Genomic DNA, 17,188 nt, shown 5'->3' with positions numbered 1-17,188 from the left:
GTGCGCCGACAGACGAACGCGGAGAGCGCTCCCGGGGCACTCCGCGACCGACCGGCCCAAGAAGGGTTGTCATGACGTCGAAGCAGAGGACCAGACTCGCGCTCGCACTGACCGCGGCGGGGGCGCTGAGCGTGGCGCTCCTCTCCCCGGCGGCCGCCGGCGCGGACACCGTACGGCCGGAATGTCCGCGCAGCCTGTCCTGCGACTGGGTCCCCGCCGCCTACCAGCAGACCGGTGACCCCGCTGACAAGGACACGTACGGCAACTACGACACCGCGGAACGCCCGGCCGGCAACCAGGTCAAGTTCATCGTCCTGCACGACACGGAGGAGGACTTCGACACCACGCTGAAGATCTTCCAGAACCCGCTCAACCAGACCTCGGCGCACTACGTGGTGCGTTCGTCCGACGGTCACATCACTCAGATGGTGAAGAACAAGGACGTCGCCTGGCAGGCAGGCAACTGGTATCTCAACACGCACTCCATCGGCATCGAGCAGGAGGGAGTCGCGACCGAGGGCGCCAAGTGGTACACCCCCGAGATGTACCGCTCGACCGCACGTCTGGTGCGGCACCTGGCGGCCAAGTACGACATCCCCCTCGATCGGCAGCACATCATCGGGCACGACGGCGTCCCGCCCACCAGCGCGGCGGGGACGAAGAACATGCACTGGGATCCGGGCCCGTACTGGGACTGGAACCGCTTCATGGCCCTGCTCGGCAGGCCCAGCGTGCCGAGCGCGCCCAGGACCGGCGAACTGGTCACCGTCAGCGCGGACTTCACCAAGAACCAGCAGGAGTTCCGGGACTGCGAGAAGGGCGTGGACCTGCCCCGCCAGGGGAGCAGCGCGGTGCCGCTGCACACGGAGCCGTCCGCGGACTCACCGCTGTTCTCCGACCCCGGACTGCACCCGGACGGATCCCCCGGCACGAACTGCGCCGCCGACTGGGGCAGCAAGATCAGTGCCACCCAGCAGGCTGTCGTCGCCGACCGTGCCCCCGGATGGACGGCGATCTGGTGGTACGGACAGAAGGCATGGTTCAGCACCCCGGACAGGGCCCGGGTCACCACCCCCACCTCGGGCACGGTCGTCCGCCCGAAGGCGGGCAAGACCGAAGTGCCGGTGTACGGGGTCGCCTACCCGGAGAAGGGGGAGTACCCCGCGGACTTCGTGAAGCCGAGCGTCGGCACCCCGCTCGTGTACACCATCAAGGAGGGGCAGGCGTTCCCCGGCGGCGGAGAGGCGCCCACCGGCTACTACTACGCCCCGACCATCGACGGGTCGAAGCCGTACGACCACACGTACTTCGCGGGCGCCCAGAAGTACGTGACGGTGCAGATCGGCCATCGGATCGGCTTCGTGAAGGCGTCCGACGTCGATGTGGTGCGAGCGCGCTCGTGAGCCGCGACTGAGGGCACATCGGCGCGCTGCGGGACCCGTGTGTCGGCACCGGTCCCGCAGCGCGTCCCCCCGTTCGTCAGGCCGGTCGTCCCGGCGTGGTCAGCGTGTTCCCACCGCGGCGCGCACGGCCCGCCGCGCCATCGCGCAGTCGTCGTGCAGCCTGCGCAGCAGGAGCCGCTGCTCCTCGCCCGAGGACAGTGCGCCCTGCCGTGCCTGGCCGCCCCCGGACGGAGCGCCCTCGCGCATGGCCCGCTGCACAGCCGTCTCGTACGTACGGATCTCGCGGGTCAGCACGATCATCAGGTTGATCAGGAAGGCGTCGCGGGCCGCTGCGCCCGAGGCCTGCGCGAGCTGGCTGATCTGCCGCCGGGACGCCGGAGCGTCACCGAGTACGGCCCAGAGCGTCGCGAGGTCGTACCCCGGGAGGTACCATCCCGCGTGCTCCCAATCGACCAGCACCGGGCCGGTGGGAGGGAGCAGGATGTTCGACAGCAGTGCGTCGCCGTGGCAGAACTGGCCCATTCCCTGACGGCCACCGGCGTGCGCCAGGCCGTGCAGCAGCTTCTGCAGGTCGCCCAGGTCGCGGTCCGTGAAGAGGCCCAGCTCGTGGTAGCGGGCGATGCGCGAGGCGTAGTCGAGCGGGGCGTCGAACAGCCCCGCCGGAGGCCTCCACGCGTTGATCCGGCTGATCGCTCCCAGAACGGCTCGAAGGTCCGCGCGGGGCGGCGCCTCCGCAGGGTGCCTGGTCAGCGCCGCGACGCGGCCGGGCATCCGCTCGATCACCAGGGTGCAGTTCTCCGGGTCGGCGGCGATGAGCCGCGGGGCCCGGACCGGCGGGCGGTGCCTGACGAACGCGCGGTATGCCGCTATTTCGTGCCGGAACCTCTCCGTCCATGCCGGGGAGTGGTCCAGTAAACACTTGGCCACCGCGGTCGCACGGCCGGTGGTTCCCACGATGAGTACCGAACGTCCGCTGCGGCGCAGCACCTGCACCGGGTTGAACTCCGGGCAGATGCGGTGCACCGAGGCGATGGCCATTCTCAACTGAGCGCCCTGGGCGCCCGACAGGTCGAGCCGTCCGCTGAGCGCCTGGGTGCCCGGTCCCGCCGCCCGTCGGGTCCGACCCGCGGCGGACGCCGGTGACGCGGCGCGGGGGTCGAGATACGGACCGCCGCCCGTCCCGAAGGGACGGAGCGGCCGGGGCGGGACGGACACGGAGGACGATGCTGTGTACATGGGCTAGACAGATCCCTTCGTGCGCCGACAAGTTACGTACGCCGCCCCGGCCGGCGGCCGTTCGGCACCCTGGGGAGTACCTAGGGCTGCCGGGCGGGGTGGCGCTTTCCTACCTGACACCGCGGCGCGGGTGGCACAACATCTGGCGACCCCTGGCGAAGCATGGCGAATATTCGCCCGGCATCCGCCGGGGGGCTAGGGTCAAGTCAGCCGAGAACCTGGGGGCTTGACGTGACCGGAGAACCCAACACCCGCCTATCTGACCTGTTCGGCCTGGCCGGCTGGTCCAAGGGCGAACTCGCGAGAATGGTGAACAGGCAGGCGGCGGCCATGGGCCACCTCCAACTGGCCACCGACACCTCGCGGGTACGGCGCTGGATCGACATGGGGGAGTCCCCCCGGGATCCCGTGCCGGAAGTGCTGGCAGCCCTGTTCACCGAGCGGCTCGGCCGTGTCGTGACCATCGAGGACCTCGGGTTCGGCCGGCGCGGGCGTGTGGGGAAACGGCAGAAAGACGGGACGGAGAACAATCCCGACGGATTGCCGTGGGCGCCCGAACGGACGGCAGCGGTCCTCACCGAATTCACGGGAATGGACCTCATGCTCAACCGACGCGGCTTGGTGGGCGCGGGCGCCGCGCTCGCCGCCGGCTCAGCTCTCACCGGCGCCCTGCACGACTGGCTGAACTCCGAGCCCGCCCCGGCGGCCCGGACCCGCCCCAGCGATCCCCTGTACGCGGACAACGCCGGTTTCGACCGGTACGAGGCCGCCCCCATCGGGTCCGAGGAGATCGAGGCTCTCGAGCGCTCGGTCGAGGTGTTCCGAGCGTGGGACGCCTCCCGGGGCGGTGGACTTCAGCGCAAGGCGGTCGTGGGCCAGCTCAACGAGGTGGGTGGCATGCTCGCCTACCGACACCCCGACCATCTGCAGCGCCGCCTGTGGGGCGTCGCGGCCAACCTCGCGGTGCTCGCAGGCTGGATGTCCCACGACGTCGGCCTGGAGCCCACCGCCCAGAAGTACTTCGTCATCGCGGCCCACGCGGCGCGCGAGGGCGGCGACCGTCCGCGCGCGGGAGAGGCGCTGTCCCGCGCCGCACGTCAGATGGTCCACCTGGGACGGCCCGACGACGCGCTCGACCTCATGAAGCTCGCGAAGTCGGGGTCCGGGGAGGAGACACTGCCGCGCACCCGCGCGATGCTGCACACGATCGAGGCATGGGCGCAGGCTTCGATGGGCCACGGCCAGGCCATGCGGCGCACCCTCGGTGAGGCCGAGGAACTGTTCGTGTCCGACAAACGCGATGTGCCGGCACCCAGCTGGATGCAGTTGTTCGACGAGGCCGACATGCACGGGATGCAGGCCCTGGCCTTCCGTACGCTGGCCGAGCACGACCCGCGCGCGGCGAGCACGGCCCAGCGCCACGCCAAGCAGGCGCTGGAGCTTCGGATAAACGGTCGCCAGCGGTCCAAGATCTTCGACTACATCTCGCTCGCCTCGGCGTGCTTCATCGGCGACGACCCGGAGCAGGCCGACCGCTACGCACGCCTCGCCCTGGTGTCGATGGGGGAGACCTCCTCGCACCGCACCTGGGACCGGCTGCGCGAGATGTACCGGCTCACCGGCCAGTTCGCGGGCTACGCCAAGATCGAGGATCTGCGTGCGGAGATCGAGCTCGCGCTGCCGCCGAGCCCCGTCAAGAAGAAGGCGAGAGGGTCGCAGATCTGACACACCGCGGCCGCCGCAGAGCTAGGGGCGTCTCAGCGCCCAGCCCGTCGGCGGGAGTACGTGGACACAACGGTTCCCCAAGAGCATGCCGCTGCTTCAGGCGTGCCTCACGCCTTTACGCGCGCGACCAACACACATGCGTCGTCGAGCCGTTCACCAGAACCGAGCTCCTCGACGACGATTCGCACGCAGTCCTGCGCCGTGCGTGCGTGCCCGAAGCGGGGTGCCAGGTCCAGAAGCGTGTCCGGGCCCGCACCCCGGACGGCGTGCCGTGTCAGTCCGTCGGTGTACAGGACGAGGGTGTCGCCCGGCAGCAGGGCCACCTGGTCCTGCTCGTAAGTGACCCCGGTCGCCGCACCGAGGAGCACCCCGTCCGGCGCGGGCAGAGGACGTCCCACTCCGTTGCGGAACAAGAGCGGTGCGGGGTGCCCCGCCTGTGCCCAGGCGAGGGTGCCGGTCGACGGATCGAAGCGGCAGCACACGGCGCTGCCCAGGGCGGGCTGAGCCGAACATTCGATCAGCTGGTTCAGATGCCCCATCATGGCGCCGGGGTCGATTCCGGCTACGGCCATGCCGCGCAGCGCGCCGAGCAGCATCGTCATCGAGGAGGTGGCAGGAATGCCGTGACCGGTCAGGTCACCGACGCTGAGGAGGGTCTTTCCGTCCGGAAGCGGCAGGGCGTCGTACCAGTCGCCGCCGATGAGGTTGCTCGCGTCTGACGGGAGGTAGTGGGCGGCGATGTCCAGCCCGCTCGCCTCCCGGCCGGATATCGGCAGTGAACCATGCCAGGTAGGGAGGACAGCCTCCTGGAGTTCCACCGCCATCCGGTGTTCCGCCCGTGCACGCTGCTCGCGGCGACGCAGCGTCTCCTGCGTCCTGTCCACGGTGTGCCGACTCCGCCGCAGCCGGCTGACATCGCGCAGGACCGCCCACATCGAAGCAGTGCAGCCGTCGGCGTCGAGGACGGGTTCACCCATCATGTGCAGAGTGCGCATGCCGCCGTCGGGCAGCAGGATGCGGAATTCGCCGTCTATCGGCCTGCCGTCCACGAGGCAGTCCGTGACCATCGACGTCAGCAGGGGCTGATCCTCGGCGAGAAGCACGGATGGCAGTTCGTCCAGCGACAGTGCTCCTCTGCCCGGGTCCCTGCCGAAGATCGGATACAGCTCGTCGGACCAGCTGACCTCGTCCGTCAGCAGGTTCCATTCGGCGCTGCCCACCCTGCTCAGCAGCGAGTCCGCGAGGGGGCCGGGAGCTGACTCCCGGCAGGAGTCCTGAGCCGTCTCGGCGTCCGTCGGGCGCGGAATGCCGTCCCGTAGCTGTCCCAGGTGCTCGCCGAGGTCGTCGAGCTGGTGGACCGCGAGTTCACAGAGTGCTCGCTGCCAGCGCAGCTGAGGATCGTCGTCGTCGATCACGGAGGTGTCCCGGCGCACTGCGTCCACGTCGCCGCGCAACCGCAGGGCCCGGTGGATGAGGGCGTCGACGGCATCCCGCTCGGGCGGCTGTGGGGCGGAGCGGTCCGCGAACAGATGGGACGGCATCTGGTACTCCGATACAGGCGGTGCGGCCGGTTCGTGGGGGTGGACCGAACACGACTGTTGCACAGGGCGAGGGAGGCCGTAAGGGGTTTGGCAACACTCGATGGGTTGTTGCTTCCGGCATATGCCGTCGGCGGAGTGGGGCGGGGGTCCGCCGAACACCCTTGCCCCTGGTGCGTAGTTGACGCAACTCGACCGGCGCGATCAGCCCGGCGTGCGCCCGCGCGCGCGGCTCTCGCGCGGCTCACCGGCGTCCGAGCAGGGGTTATGCGGCGTTGTGCGGCGTGATCGGTCAAGGCCCTGGGATGCCGATCGCGCCCCGGGTTCGATGACGTGTTCCAGGCAGCGGGCGCATGTTCGTCGAGTGACAGTTCGAAGAGCTGCCTCAAGATGTGCACGGGCCCCGGGGTGCGGGAATGGGGTCACCCCTCCTCGTGTTGTGAGGGTCAGAAAGAAAACGATACCCATTCCCATGCGGGAGTGGGGTCGGCCATCCCGTCTGGAGGCCCCATGGCACGCAGTGAGACCAGGCCCGTCGTCCAGCTCCGGTCGACCGCCGGAACCGGCCACACCTACGTGACGCGCAAGAACCGGCGAAACGACCCGGACCGGCTGGAGCTGCGCAAGTTCGACCCCTCGGTCGGCCGTCACGTCGTGTTCCGTGAGGCCCGCTGACCAACGGTGAAACGCCGCTCCCTTTCGGTCGGCACAGCCTCCTGGTCTGCGTCGACCGTGGCGTGGATCACATGAAGGAATGCGGATTCACGGGAACGGGAGCTGGTGGTTTATCGTTCACCTATACGTGGGCGTGAGTGACGGAGCCCGCCACCAACGGCGACCCGTCCCCGCTGCACGCAGAGACCGCCCCGGCTGGATTCCCCCGATCCGGCCGGGGCTTCCTCGTTCCGCCCGTCATGCGCCCCGGGTGCCGTCACGTGGTCCGCGTGAGGTCCGCCGCGTAGTACTCGATGGCCGGCCGGTAGCGCCGCACACGCTCACTGTCGCTCGTCGCCGCCACCAGTCGCAACAGGATCTGCATCGCCTCGTGGTGCTCGCCCGTGTTGTACAGCGCCATGGACAGGAAGGTCCGCAGCGCGCCGTCGTCCGGGAACTCCTCCACCCCGCGTCGCAGCGTCTCGACGGACTGCCCGAACCTCCCGAGAACCCGGTAGGTGCTCCCGAGTCCGACCAGGGCGCCCCGGCGGTCGTCGTCGCCGAGGCCGCCACGCTGCAGGCACCGCTCGTAATAGGGAACCGCCTCGGCTTCGAGACCGAGCACATCATGGACCCAGGCGGTCTGATAGGCGACGTCCACGCAGTCGGGGAATTCGGCGGTGAGGGCGAGGAGGCGCTCCCTTGCCTGTTCCGGATGGCCCTGCTCACGCAGCCGTACGGCCTCCGCGATCCGCTCGTCCTTGTCCTGTGCGCTCATGCGCTCATCGTCGCATCCGAACCGTGGGTGTGCGGACCAGGGTTGGGGGCATCAGTTCCGCCATGACAGCAGAGGTGGATCGTGGTACACGACGCAGAGGCGTGGGACGCCTTCTGCTGCGCGCAGCAGTACTGGCTGCGGCTTTCCTGGCACTGGTGGCCTTCTCCGTCGTCCTCGCGAAGGTGACACTGACACCGTCACCGGCGTCCGAGGACATCGTGACGTCCAACATGAAGCCGGGGCGCTCGATACGACAGTACGCCGAGGACTACACCTTCCTCGGGGCGTGCAAGCAGGCCGGCGGGAACATCCTGCTCGGTACGCCCTTCGGCGTGCTCCTGCCTATCCTGGTACCCCGGCGCCTGCGGATGCTCCGGATGACCGTACTGACCGTACTGGTCATGGCGGTCGTCGAACTCACGCAGGGCGCCCTGGTCGCGGGACGGGCCTTCGACATCGACGACGTGATCCTCAACACGACCGGGGCGCTGCTCGGTTACCTGGTGGTGGGCCGGCGCATCAGCCACCGCTACCACGCACTGGCGGACGATCCGGTCGTTGCGGAAGAGGGGAAGCCCGAACCCGGGACGCCGGCGAAAGCGGCGCGGTCCGGCAAGGCGGAGGGCGGTGCGGGGCCGAAGTCCGGTCTCATGGGCAGGTTCCGAGGTGCTGGGAGCGGGACGGACGCCAAGGCCGTGGGGGCGGGCGCGCGGACGAAGTCCGGTGTGGGTGCGAAGCCCAAGGCCCGGCCCGCCGCGCCCCGGAGCGCGCCCGCGCCGGTGGCTCGCGGACGCGCTCTGTTCGACAAGTGGCGTAGTCGACGGGAGAGCCCGGGCGGGTGAGCGCCGGGAGCCGCCGACCTGGGGCCCTGGAGCGCCGGGTAGGCGTTCTTCACGAGCTCCTGGAACTGGGCGGAGAACCACTGGCCGGAGACCGGGGCGTCGGGCAGCGCCCCTGACAGGTTGTTGCCGTTGCGGACATCACCCGTGTAGGTCGGGTCGCACATCCCTTGCCCTCGTTGTTCGGGATTTCCTTGCTGGAGCCGTCCGACTCGCCCGGAGGCTTCATCCAGACGCGTCGACACCTGTCGCCGGGGCCGCCTTCGGCCGTTCGCCGAGGCCGGCTCCGGCCTGGTTGCACCAGTTCCCGAGGTGGATGCGCCGGTGCGGCGCCCGGCCGGTCTTGACGGCTCCGGCTGTCGGACGCTAGTCCCCGATGTCCACCGGGTCGGCGACACGCCCCGTGGGGAGGTCGCGCACCCGATCCGGCAACGGATCGCCGACTCCGGCTGAGCCCGAACCCGCCTGTACGTACAGGAATTGACGTAGTCGTGACCGTTTCGCGGAGTGAAAACGCCGGACCGGGTCACATGTAAGAGATGACGTCCACTGACGTAAGGACAGACAGCACAGGCGATCCCGGCCAGGGCAGCACGCCGCGGCGTCGCGCACGGACGCGGGGATGCCTGCCGTTCGCCGGCGTGGTCGCCGCGGCGCTGGTCCTGCTGCTCCTGGGCAGCAAGCTCAGCCTGCTGCCGGGGTTCGGTGACCTCTTCGGCGAGAAGACCAACGACCGTTCGGGTCCCGCGGTACTCAAGTCCATCCAGGACATGAGCGCGTACGAGGCCGCCTCCGGAAACTTCCAGGTGGTAGTCGACCTGGAGAAGGACGCCAAGTACCTGCCCGACGCCATCCGCGGCACGCGCACCCTGTACGTGGGCGCGGGCACCGTCGGAGCCTCCGTGGACCTCGGCAAGGTCGGCGAGAACGGGGTGACGGTCAACGAGGAAAGGACCACGGCCGAGCTCCGGCTGCCGCACGCGGTTCTGGGGAAGCCCGCCCTGGATCCGGACCGTTCCTACGCGGTGTCCAAGCAGCGCGGCATCCTCGACAGGCTGGGCGACTTCTTCTCCGACAACCCGGGCAGCGAGCAGGCGGTCAACAAGCTCGCGGCCAAGCACATCGGCGAGGCGGCCAAGGAGAGCGGCCTCACGAAGCGCGCTGAGAAGAACACCACGTCCATGCTCCAGGGCCTGCTCGGCTCGCTCGGCTTCGAGAAGGTCACCGTCACCTACGCCGACTCACCCGCCTGACCCGCCATGCGGCGGCCCGGAGGACCTGCGGCACACTCAGCGGAACGAACGGCCGTACCATCGGCCGGCAGAGCCGGGGAGTGATGACCATGAGCGCCGACACCGCCGAACGTTTCAGGGCCGCCGTCGAGGAGCATGATCCGGCGGCCCTGGAGGAGTTGTTCACCGAGGACGTCCGTCTCTTCAGCCCGGTGAAGTTCACACCGTTCGAGGGCCGGCCGATGGTGCTCGGCCTCTTCGGTGTCTTGCTGCGCACCTTCGAGGACTTCCGCTACATCGGGCATTTCGAGGGCGAGGCCCTCACCAGCGCCGAGGACTCCGAGGAACCCTCGGAGATCCTGCTGTTCAAGGCGTCGGTGAACGGCAAGGCGATTCACGGCATCGACCTGCTCCAGTTCGCGCCGGACGGCCGGATCAAGGAGTTCACGGTGATGGTCCGCCCGATGTCCGCCGTGCAGGCCCTGGGAGAGGCCGTGCTGAAGGGGCTGGCCGCCGACGGCCTCGTGCCGGACCCGGGCGCGGTCACGAGCTGAGACCCGTGTGCCCGGCCGGGGAGGCTCCGGACCGGGCCTCGCCGCGCCCGCGCATCCCGCCGGATGGGCCGACGGTCCGGCTTGCCGTAACGGCAAATTCCCTTGTCCGGGACGCTCCGCCCGCCGAATGATGGTGCCGCAGACGTGCCCCGAGAACACGAGGAGAACCATGCCGCAGCCCGCCACCGCCGCCGAACCCTCCATCACCGTCCCCGGGGCGGTCCACCGGCTGGTCGATGTCCCCGGTGGCCGGATCCACCTCCTGGAACAGGGGAGCGGCCCCCTCGTACTCATGATCCACGGCTTCCCCGAGACGTCGTACTCGTGGCGCCACCAACTTCCGGCGGTCGCCGCGGCCGGCTTTCGCGCGGTGGCCGTCGACGTACGCGGCTACGGGCGCTCCTCGGCCCCAGGCCCAGTGGACGCCTACCGCATGACGGCCCACGTCGCCGACAACGTCGGCGTCGTGCACGCGCTGGGCGAGGACTCCGCGACGGTCGTCGGCCACGACTGGGGCTCGTCCATCGCCGCCGACAGCGCGCTGCTGCGCCCCGACATGTTCACCGCGGTGGCCATGCTCAGCGTCCCCTACGCGCCCTGGAACCCGGTCAGGCCCACTGACGGCTTCGAACGTATCGGCGGCGACGAGGAGTTCTACGTCAGCTACTTCCAGGAGCCGGGTCGCGCCGAGGCGGAGATCGACCCTGACGTGCGCGGATGGCTCGCCGGCTTCTACACGTCGCTGTCGGGCGACACGATGCCCCCGCCCGGCGCCCCGAGCCCCTTCTTCGTACCCACCGGGGCATCGATGCGCGATCGGTTCTCCGGCGGTGACCTGCCCTCCTGGCTCTCGGAGGAGGACCTGGACGTCTACAGCGCCGACTTCCGGAGAACCGGCCTGAGCGGCGCCCTCAACCGTTACCGCAACGTGGACAGGGACTGGGAGGACCTCTCGGCCTGGGCGGGCGCCCGGCTCACAAGTCCGGCGCTCTTCATCGGCGGTGGCCTCGACTCCTCGACGACATGGATGGCCGACGCGATCGCCGCCTATCCCACCACGCTCCCCGGCCTGGTCTCCTCACACATCCTCGACGGAGCCGGGCACTGGATCCAGCAGGAGCGCGCCGCGGAGGTCAACGCCCTCCTGACGACCTGGCTGCGCACAGTGCATGCCTGATCCGTCCACCGGCCCGTTCGTCCCCGCTCCGGGCCCGGCCGCGTGTCGCACTTCGGGTGCCGTACGCGGACCGGCCATGGTGGCCGGATGAACTGTGCAGGCATCATCTCCGACGCGTTCGAACGCATCCATGAAACGGTGCACGCCGCCGTCGAGGGACTCCCGTCCGAGGACCTCAACGCCAGGCTCGACAAGGACGCGAACTCGATCGCCTGGCTCGTGTGGCACCTCACTCGTGTCCAGGACGACCACATCGCCGACGCCGCCGGAACGGAGCAGCTCTGGTTCGGGGACTGGGCCCCCCGCTTCGGTCTGCCGCTCGAGGAGGCATCGACCGGCTACGGCCACACCAGCGCCCAGGTCGCCTCGGTGCGGGTGACGTCGGCCGACCTCCTCCTCGGGTACTTCGACGCCGTGCACGAGCGGACCACGGGCTTCGTGCGGGATCTGGACGGTCATGCCCTGGACCGGGTTGTGGACGACGCGTGGTCGCCGCCCGTGACTCTCGGCGTGCGGCTGGTCAGCGTCATCTCGGACGACCTGCAGCACGCCGGGCAGGCGGCATTCGTCCGAGGGGTGCTGCAGCGCCGCTAGAGGGCGGCAACCCCGGTGCGGGCGTAGTGCCCAGGACTCGTGCCGACCACCCGCGTGGTGGCAGTGCAGGCGCTCGGCCGCCTCATGGAGGGACAACCCCTCCACGAAGTGATCGTCGAGCAGGTCACGGAGCTCGAACGCGACTCTGCGGTCGGGCACCGCAGGCGGCACGCCGAGTGCGTCGCGCAGATGTCCGGCGAGGCGTTCGCGGACCAGCGCGAGCCTGCTCTGCGCCTCGAGTTCGTCGCCCGGGCGCTCGAGCGTCCGGTGGAGCTGGTGGACCCGGTGCCGCAGCGACGGATCGTCCAGCACCGGCCGGTCCACCGCGCGGCCGACCAGGTCCGCGTCGATCTGCCCGGTGTCCAGGTACAGGACACGCTTGCGGAATCCTCCGGGGGTCATGGCGCCCCCGTTGTGCGGGACGTGCGGAGGCAGCAGGGTCACGACCGAGCTGGGCGCCCCGTGTTCATGGCGGTCGAGGTCGTAACGCACCACTCCCTCGTCGACGATGAGCAGCGTCCAGGCGTCGTGCGTGTGCATCGGGTACGAGTGGTTCGCGAAGTGGGCGTGGAAGACCTCGTCGATTCCCTCGACGTCCGGACGCCACGCGGTGATGTCCGGAAGTGCACCCATGAGGACAGCCTACAGAGCGGCACCGGCCCGGGCGGGACGACGGCCGGGCGGGAGCACCGGAGGACGCAAATTTCGTACAAGACCCGGGCCGCCCGGCTCGGCAGTCTCTCCGTATGACCGATGACAACGCACCCGTACGCTTCGACACCAAGATCGCGGTGCTGCTCCGCGACGACCTGGAGACCTGGCAGCGCCTCAACATCACCGCATTCCTGGTGAGTGGTCTCGGCACACAGGTCCCCGAGGTGATCGGCGAGCCGTACACCGACGCCGAGGACACCCCGTATCTGCCCATGTTCCGCCAGCCGGTGCTCGTGTTCACCGGATCCAAGGAAGTGCTCACGACCGCGCACACCAGAGCGGTGGGGCGTGGTGCGACCTTGGCCGTGTTCACCTCCGACCTGTTTTCGACCGGCCATGACAAGGCGAACAGGGCAGCCGTCCGGGCCGTTGGGCGGGACGGGATGGATCTGGTGGGGCTGGCCGTGTACGGGCCGCGCAATGCCGTCGACAAGATCCTCAAAGGCGCGGCCATGCACCCCTGACCGGTGCCGTCGCGTCACCGGCCGGATACTCCCGGGCACACCCGTGCGGGTGAAGGTTCCCGGTGCCATAATTGGGAGCAGTCCGCTAGACAGGCTTGTCACCGTCCCGAAAGGCGACGCGTCATGAACTGGGCATCGTGGACCACCCTCGGTGTCTTCGCGGGAACCGGCGGAGTGCGCACCGAAGAGGTAGGTGTCGTGAGCGGTGAGCTGGCCGTGCACACGACTTGGATCGAAGGGCAGGCAGAGGTCGCCGTGCAGTTCAGCGGCGCCTCGGACTGGTTCACACTGGCCGGGAGCCCGGTGCCGTGTCCTTCCGAGGAAGCCAGCCGGTCATTCCATCAGAGCGTCGTCGAGGCTGTACGTGCCGGCGGCGGAGCCACGGTTCCGGTTCCGCATACGGCCGAGCGACCTGCGCATCACGACGTCAGCGTCCTGTGAAACCGAGCACGTAGCGTCGCTGCCAGGGAGTCTCGACTGCCTTGGGATGGTAGGCACGGCGGACGAACGCGACCGCTTCCGCGGCCGGGACGCCGTCGAGCACGGCCAGGCACGCGAGCGCTGTGCCCGTCCTTCCACGCCCGCCTCGGCATGCGACCTCCACCCGCTCAGCCGCAGCCCGGTCCCACGCTTCCTCCAGCACGGCGCGGGCCGCCGCCCGGTCCGTGGGCAGGCGGAAGTCGGGCCAGCGTACCCACCGGGACTCCCAGCCGACCGGGGGCGGCGGGCCGCCCAGGAGATGCACCGCGAAGGCCGGCTCCGGCCCCGTCGGCAGCGGATGCCTCAGACCACGCCCGCGGACCAGCCGTCCTGAGGGAAGCGATATCACCCCCGCGGTCGCGGGGTCCCAGGACTCCTCCACGCTCAGTCCTTCCGCTCGGGGCCAGTCGCCAGAAGGATAGCCAACTCCTCCAACGCCTCGGGAGGGCCTTCGCCCTCGGCGGACAACACGAGCGGATCTCCGTGCCGGCCGGCCGGCCGGCACGGACAGCTGACGGGGGGACGTCGTACGGCGGGACGGTGACGCGGCGGTCACGGAGCCTGCTTCGCCAGAACCAGGGCCACGGGGATGCCAACGCTGACAGCCACCGCCGACGGATCGAGATCGGTCGGGGTCGGCATGACGCTTCCGGGCAGCTGCACGGCTGCGGCCCCGTGAGCCACCGCGGCGGCGAGCGCTGATCCGCCTGTACCGCCGGCGGAGAGGAACCCCGCGAGTGAGGCGTCGCACGCCCCGACGTCGCTGCGCACGGCGTCCACCCGCGCAGCAGCGAAGAAGGCTCCGGACGGTTCCACCAGCAACTGACCCGTGGCGCCCAGGCTCGCGAGCACGGAGCGCGCTCCGCGCCCGTACATCTCCTGCGCCGCTTCGAGCGCGTCACCGACCGTCGTGAGCGGCCGGCCCACGGCCTCGGCCAGTTCGTCCGTGTTCGGCTTCACCACGTCGGGTCGTTCGCCCAGGGCGGCGGACAGTGCCGCGCCCGAGGTGTCGAATCCGTGCACCGGCCCGGTGGCTGCGGCCGACCAGTTCGGCGTACCAGTGCGGCGGCAGACCGCGCGACAGGCTTCCGCAGCAGGCGATCCAGTCCGCGCCCCCCGACAGGTCCCGGACGGTGCCGAGCAGACGCTGGGCCTCGGCCGGGGTGATCTCCGGCCCCGGCGCGTTGACCTTGGTGAGTGTGCCGTCGGGTTCGACGAGGGTGATGTTGACCCGGGTGCTGCCGGAGATCTCCACCCCGGCGGCCTCGATACCTTGTTCACCGAGAAGCCGCGCGAGCAACGCCCTCGGGCCCGCCGAGCGGCGCGACCGCGACGGTACGGTGTCCGGTCGCCGCGACGGCGCGCGAGACGTTGACCCCCTTGCCGCCGGGATCGACGCGGTCCGTGGCCGCGCGCAGCACGGTGCCGCGGACGAGCCCGGGCAGCTCGTAGGTGCGGTCCAGGCTCGGGTTGGGGGTGACCGTCACAATCATGCGCGCACCACTTCCGCACCCGGGCTCTCGATCGGGGAGCTCACCCAGGGCGGCTGCGGCGGCGCGGTCCTTCTCGTCCGCGGCCACACTGTCGCACTCCGCGAGATCCGGCTCGAATCCCGGTCGCCCGCAGGAATCGCGCCCACGTGCACCCGCCCCAGCATCCCGGCCCTGTCGAGGGACTTCAGGTCGCGCCGGACGGTCTCGGCGGTCACCGCACGGTCGCGAAACAGCAAAGTAAGCACATTCGGACGACGTGTGGTCATGAACGGAACGTCGGCTTCTTCACGAAACTGATCCCGGGAGGCCTCAGCCCGTGCGACGCCCCGCCGCCCCGGGGCTCAGTGGGCGTGCCAGCATCGGCACTCCCAGGACCTGGTGGCCGCCGCTGGCCTGCATGCGCACCTCACCGCGCTCGCTGATCTCTGCACGCACGATGCCGGTCTCGTCCGCGTAGACCGGGTAGCCGCCTGCGCCGGAACGCGCCGTCAGGTGGACGACGACCACGTCGTCCGTGGCGCCCTCCGCCTGGAAGATGAGTTCGTAACTCTCCGGATAATCCATATCGACCTCCGCCCGGGCACGCGCGGCAGGCGCAGGCCCGTCATCCCATTGTTCCTCACCCGGGAGCACGGCGCTTCGTGGAGAACGGCCGTGTGACCCTCGGTGATTGCGGATGCGGAATGGGTGAGGCGGAGCGACCATCGTCTGCAAGGGATCGGACGCGTGCTGTCGACTTCGCACGGCCGCCCGTGACGCCGTGCGGAACCGCGCCGGCGCGATCGGACTTCGTCGGCGCGGGGCCCACGGGCGCCCGGCCACCCTGTGGAGAGGAACTGCCGTGCTGATGGCCAATCCCGCAACGCTGCGGAATCTCGTCAAGCGCTACGAGACAGCGCGAAACGCCCACGCACGGCTGGGCACTTCCGAGAGCAGCCGCACCCTCGAGGACGTGTCCTACACCCTCTGCGTCACCACCGGGACGAGGACCGTCCCCGACGCCCTGGTGGTCGCCGCCGCTCAGCTGCGGACGTTGACCTCCGCCGGATCTCTGGGTCCGGCGTCGGTACCTTCCGAGGTTCAGCTGACCGCCTGAGGTCACACGCGGGAGGCCCTGTGCGGGCCGTGTCCGGCGATGCCCCGGCCCGGCCGGGTGCACTGCCTCCGCACGAGAAGCTCTGTCATGACGCCGGTTCCCTCGGACCGGCGTCATCGGCGTGTCCGGGGGTCCGCGGGCCCGGGGTCACGGCCACGGCGAATGGGCGGACGGGGCCGTCGATCGGGTGACACCCCCCGGTCGGACAACATGACTGTTCGCCGGGGTGGCTAGGCATGCGGTTATGAGATTTGAGACCCGCCGCAACAAGACCGTTTCCTCGCGCACGCGCCGGCTCCGCGTCGTCGGCGTCCTGTGCGTCGCCCTTGCCGCCACCCTTGTGACCGGCTGCGGGCAGGAGAGCGGTGACAAGACCGCCGCCGCGACCTCCGAGGCCGCGAAGGTTCTTCCGAAGCAGACGACGAGTCCTTCCGGCAGTGTCAGCCCCTCCGGGACGGCGCAGCTGACCGAGGACCAGACCAAGCGCAAGGAAATGCTCTCCACCGTCAAGGTCACCTTCGACAAGGCCGCCACTACGGCCGTCGGTGAGGTGTCAGGTGGCAAGCTGACCGACATCGACCTCGCAGGCCTCGACGACGACGACTCCAGCGCCAGCCCGAGTCCTGAGGGCAGCGCCAGCCCGGGCGGCAGCGCCAGCCCGAGCGGCTCCGGCAGCCCGAGCCCGAGCGGCAGTTCCACCGACCCGACGTGGGTCGCAGTGGTCGCCGAGAAGGACGGCACCGCGCACATTGTGACCATCGACGCGGTGACCGGAAGGGTCATCGACTCCGTGCCGGACTCGGGTCAGAGCGACTCCGACAAGCAGAAGCTGGCCGGCCGGCTCGCCCAGGCGAAGCAGACGCCCCAGCAGGCGGCCAAGATCGCCACGGACAAGCAGAAGGGCACTGTCACCTCCGTCGCACTCGACGAGAACGACAGCCAGGCCGTTGTCTGGCAGGTGGACGTGGTCACCAAGGGCTGGAACAAGGCCACCTTCGACGTGGACGCGGCCACGGGCACGATCACTGACGAGCAGGTCGACGACGACTGACCACCGCACCCCCGAACCCCGTCCATCGGTGGCGGGCCCCCACGCGGGGCCCCCCCCCAGGGGGGGGCCGGCACCGGGTGGTGGGGCCCCCGGGTGGGGGGTGGGGGGGGGGGGGGCCCGGGTTTACAGGGCCCGGGGGGGGGGGGTGTAGGGGGGGGGA

Annotated in this window: 17 protein-coding genes and 4 pseudogenes; 12 read left to right on the top strand and 9 right to left on the bottom strand. The window is 70.1% G+C overall.

The window, feature by feature from the left end; all coding sequences use genetic code 11:
• The first annotated feature begins 71 nt into the window (after positions 1-71).
• On the top strand, positions 72-1,403 hold the full coding sequence (locus ACFU5K_RS20155) for an N-acetylmuramoyl-L-alanine amidase (RefSeq protein WP_384063410.1): 1,332 nt from the start codon (positions 72-74) through the stop codon (positions 1,401-1,403).
• Between the two features lie 99 nt (positions 1,404-1,502).
• On the opposite strand, the gene ACFU5K_RS20150 is transcribed toward ACFU5K_RS20155, so the two are convergent.
• Entirely contained in the window at positions 1,503-2,639 is a 1,137-nt protein-coding gene (locus ACFU5K_RS20150) for an aminoglycoside phosphotransferase family protein (protein WP_384063407.1), read from the bottom strand.
• A 231-nt stretch (positions 2,640-2,870) separates the two neighbouring features.
• Here ACFU5K_RS20150 and ACFU5K_RS20145 point away from each other — a divergent pair, with 231 nt between their 5' ends.
• Positions 2,871-4,364, top strand: coding sequence for a hypothetical protein (locus ACFU5K_RS20145; RefSeq protein WP_384063405.1), 1,494 nt, complete (start codon positions 2,871-2,873; stop codon positions 4,362-4,364).
• Between the two features lie 107 nt (positions 4,365-4,471).
• Here the strand turns inward: ACFU5K_RS20145 and ACFU5K_RS20140 are convergent, their stop codons facing one another.
• On the bottom strand, positions 4,472-5,905 hold the full coding sequence (locus tag ACFU5K_RS20140; protein ID WP_384063403.1) for a PP2C family protein-serine/threonine phosphatase: 1,434 nt from the start codon (positions 5,903-5,905) through the stop codon (positions 4,472-4,474).
• A gap of 507 nt (positions 5,906-6,412) precedes the next feature.
• Here ACFU5K_RS20140 and rpmG point away from each other — a divergent pair.
• Complete coding sequence (rpmG, locus tag ACFU5K_RS20135; RefSeq protein WP_384063401.1) at positions 6,413-6,577, top strand: 50S ribosomal protein L33; 165 nt, start codon at positions 6,413-6,415, stop codon at positions 6,575-6,577.
• A gap of 256 nt (positions 6,578-6,833) precedes the next feature.
• Here the strand turns inward: rpmG and ACFU5K_RS20130 are convergent, their stop codons facing one another.
• Positions 6,834-7,334: a tetratricopeptide repeat protein gene (locus tag ACFU5K_RS20130; RefSeq protein ID WP_384063398.1), complete on the bottom strand. Its 501-nt coding sequence runs from the start codon at positions 7,332-7,334 to the stop codon at positions 6,834-6,836.
• 62 nt (positions 7,335-7,396) lie between these two features.
• On the opposite strand from ACFU5K_RS20130, the gene ACFU5K_RS20125 reads away from it, so the two are divergent.
• Complete coding sequence (locus ACFU5K_RS20125) at positions 7,397-8,176, top strand: VanZ family protein (protein WP_384063396.1); 780 nt, start codon at positions 7,397-7,399, stop codon at positions 8,174-8,176.
• 29 nt (positions 8,177-8,205) lie between these two features.
• Here the strand turns inward: ACFU5K_RS20125 and ACFU5K_RS20120 are convergent.
• Positions 8,206-8,497 (bottom strand): annotated as a pseudogene (locus ACFU5K_RS20120) (glycoside hydrolase family 6 protein); the annotation flags it as partial.
• 215 nt (positions 8,498-8,712) lie between these two features.
• Here ACFU5K_RS20120 and ACFU5K_RS20115 point away from each other — a divergent pair.
• The 4 genes from ACFU5K_RS20115 (at position 8,713) to ACFU5K_RS20100 (ending at position 11,730) form a co-directional block, all read left to right on the top strand.
• A complete protein-coding gene (locus tag ACFU5K_RS20115; protein WP_384063393.1) occupies positions 8,713-9,426 on the top strand; it encodes a DUF4230 domain-containing protein in 714 nt (237 codons plus the stop codon).
• Positions 9,427-9,515: 89 nt separating this feature from the next.
• Entirely contained in the window at positions 9,516-9,959 is a 444-nt protein-coding gene (locus ACFU5K_RS20110) for a nuclear transport factor 2 family protein (RefSeq protein WP_384063390.1), read from the top strand.
• Between the two features lie 169 nt (positions 9,960-10,128).
• Entirely contained in the window at positions 10,129-11,136 is a 1,008-nt protein-coding gene (locus tag ACFU5K_RS20105) for an alpha/beta fold hydrolase (protein ID WP_384063387.1), read from the top strand.
• 87 nt (positions 11,137-11,223) lie between these two features.
• The gene (locus tag ACFU5K_RS20100) at positions 11,224-11,730 is read left to right on the top strand and encodes a DUF664 domain-containing protein (RefSeq protein WP_384063384.1); all 507 of its coding nucleotides are present in this window, start codon (positions 11,224-11,226) and stop codon (positions 11,728-11,730) included.
• Between the two features lie 54 nt (positions 11,731-11,784).
• Here ACFU5K_RS20100 and ACFU5K_RS20095 read toward each other — a convergent pair.
• Positions 11,785-12,363 (bottom strand): annotated as a pseudogene (locus ACFU5K_RS20095) (AraC family ligand binding domain-containing protein); the annotation flags it as partial.
• Positions 12,364-12,476: 113 nt separating this feature from the next.
• Here ACFU5K_RS20095 and ACFU5K_RS20090 point away from each other — a divergent pair.
• Positions 12,477-12,908 carry a DUF2000 family protein gene (locus ACFU5K_RS20090; RefSeq protein WP_384063381.1) on the top strand — a complete coding sequence of 144 codons (432 nt, stop codon included), beginning with the start codon at positions 12,477-12,479 and terminating at the stop codon, positions 12,906-12,908.
• A 123-nt stretch (positions 12,909-13,031) separates the two neighbouring features.
• Positions 13,032-13,349 (top strand): hypothetical protein, encoded by a 318-nt coding sequence (locus ACFU5K_RS20085; protein WP_384063378.1) that lies wholly within the window; start codon positions 13,032-13,034, stop codon positions 13,347-13,349.
• Here ACFU5K_RS20085 and ACFU5K_RS20080 read toward each other — a convergent pair.
• The 4 genes and pseudogenes from ACFU5K_RS20080 to ACFU5K_RS20065 all read right to left on the bottom strand — a co-directional run bounded on the left by ACFU5K_RS20080 (position 13,336) and on the right by ACFU5K_RS20065 (position 15,445).
• Positions 13,336-13,770 (bottom strand): protein-tyrosine phosphatase family protein, encoded by a 435-nt coding sequence (locus ACFU5K_RS20080; protein ID WP_384063375.1) that lies wholly within the window; start codon positions 13,768-13,770, stop codon positions 13,336-13,338. The two genes, ACFU5K_RS20085 and ACFU5K_RS20080, sit on opposite strands and share 14 nt — an antisense overlap.
• A 170-nt stretch (positions 13,771-13,940) precedes the next feature.
• Positions 13,941-14,881 (bottom strand): annotated as a pseudogene (pfkB, locus tag ACFU5K_RS20075) (1-phosphofructokinase).
• A gap of 33 nt (positions 14,882-14,914) precedes the next feature.
• Positions 14,915-15,147: pseudogene (locus ACFU5K_RS20070) on the bottom strand (DeoR family transcriptional regulator); the annotation flags it as partial.
• A gap of 43 nt (positions 15,148-15,190) precedes the next feature.
• Entirely contained in the window at positions 15,191-15,445 is a 255-nt protein-coding gene (locus ACFU5K_RS20065; protein ID WP_384063372.1) for a DUF6296 family protein, read from the bottom strand.
• A 277-nt stretch (positions 15,446-15,722) separates the two neighbouring features.
• Here ACFU5K_RS20065 and ACFU5K_RS20060 point away from each other — a divergent pair, with 277 nt between their 5' ends.
• Positions 15,723-15,977 (top strand): DUF5133 domain-containing protein, encoded by a 255-nt coding sequence (locus ACFU5K_RS20060; RefSeq protein ID WP_384063369.1) that lies wholly within the window; start codon positions 15,723-15,725, stop codon positions 15,975-15,977.
• 244 nt (positions 15,978-16,221) lie between these two features.
• A complete protein-coding gene (locus ACFU5K_RS20055) occupies positions 16,222-17,028 on the top strand; it encodes a PepSY domain-containing protein (protein WP_384063367.1) in 807 nt (268 codons plus the stop codon).
• The last annotated feature ends 160 nt before the right edge of the window (positions 17,029-17,188 follow it).

It is taken from the genome of Streptomyces sp. NPDC057428, assembly GCF_042803195.1.
Lineage (GTDB): Bacteria > Actinomycetota > Actinomycetes > Streptomycetales > Streptomycetaceae > Streptomyces.
This window is presented reverse-complemented; position numbering and strand designations above follow the sequence as displayed.

Excerpts from the sequence above, each read along its gene's own strand:
- ACFU5K_RS20155 (WP_384063410.1), top strand. The coding sequence starts at position 72 with ATGACGTCGAAGCAGAGGACCAGACTCGCGCTCGCACTGACCGCGGCG.
- ACFU5K_RS20150 (WP_384063407.1), bottom strand. The coding sequence starts at position 2,639 with ATGTACACAGCATCGTCCTCCGTGTCCGTCCCGCCCCGGCCGCTCCGT.
- ACFU5K_RS20140 (WP_384063403.1), bottom strand. The coding sequence starts at position 5,905 with ATGCCGTCCCATCTGTTCGCGGACCGCTCCGCCCCACAGCCGCCCGAG.
- rpmG (WP_384063401.1), top strand. The coding sequence starts at position 6,413 with ATGGCACGCAGTGAGACCAGGCCCGTCGTCCAGCTCCGGTCGACCGCC.
- ACFU5K_RS20130 (WP_384063398.1), bottom strand. The coding sequence starts at position 7,334 with ATGAGCGCACAGGACAAGGACGAGCGGATCGCGGAGGCCGTACGGCTG.
- ACFU5K_RS20125 (WP_384063396.1), top strand. The coding sequence starts at position 7,397 with ATGACAGCAGAGGTGGATCGTGGTACACGACGCAGAGGCGTGGGACGC.
- ACFU5K_RS20115 (WP_384063393.1), top strand. The coding sequence starts at position 8,713 with ATGACGTCCACTGACGTAAGGACAGACAGCACAGGCGATCCCGGCCAG.
- ACFU5K_RS20110 (WP_384063390.1), top strand. The coding sequence starts at position 9,516 with ATGAGCGCCGACACCGCCGAACGTTTCAGGGCCGCCGTCGAGGAGCAT.
- ACFU5K_RS20105 (WP_384063387.1), top strand. The coding sequence starts at position 10,129 with ATGCCGCAGCCCGCCACCGCCGCCGAACCCTCCATCACCGTCCCCGGG.
- ACFU5K_RS20100 (WP_384063384.1), top strand. The coding sequence starts at position 11,224 with ATGAACTGTGCAGGCATCATCTCCGACGCGTTCGAACGCATCCATGAA.
- ACFU5K_RS20090 (WP_384063381.1), top strand. The coding sequence starts at position 12,477 with ATGACCGATGACAACGCACCCGTACGCTTCGACACCAAGATCGCGGTG.
- ACFU5K_RS20085 (WP_384063378.1), top strand. The coding sequence starts at position 13,032 with ATGAACTGGGCATCGTGGACCACCCTCGGTGTCTTCGCGGGAACCGGC.
- ACFU5K_RS20065 (WP_384063372.1), bottom strand. The coding sequence starts at position 15,445 with ATGGATTATCCGGAGAGTTACGAACTCATCTTCCAGGCGGAGGGCGCC.
- ACFU5K_RS20055 (WP_384063367.1), top strand. The coding sequence starts at position 16,222 with ATGAGATTTGAGACCCGCCGCAACAAGACCGTTTCCTCGCGCACGCGC.